1 protein-coding gene is annotated in these 229 nt (G+C 52.0%); it reads right to left on the bottom strand.

All coding sequences use genetic code 11. The features are described from left to right. Window positions 1–9: 9 nt before the first annotated feature. Window positions 10–229: hypothetical protein (locus tag ACKRDP_RS10080; RefSeq protein ID WP_489685595.1), on the bottom strand; the 220-nt coding region annotated here is incomplete at its 5' end.

Genomic DNA, 229 nt, shown 5'->3' with positions numbered 1-229 from the left:
GCGTAGGCCTTACTTGTAGCGAAAGTAGTAGCGGCCATAATTTGAAAGCGTGTTGGTGCCGCGGTGTTCACGCGAGGCCTTGTGCAGGTTGATGTTTTCCACGTCCGGCCAGCCATAAGTCCGGAAAATTGCTTCGGCAAGGCGAACAAGGCTCATCATCTTTTGCGTAACCCGGTAAAAAATAATCGCAAACGCAACGAAGGTCGCCGACATTGCGACGCCCATAAAG

The sequence above is a fragment of the Pampinifervens navoyensis genome (assembly GCF_046159715.1).
GTDB lineage: Bacteria > Aquificota > Aquificia > Aquificales > Aquificaceae > Pampinifervens.
This window is presented reverse-complemented; position numbering and strand designations above follow the sequence as displayed.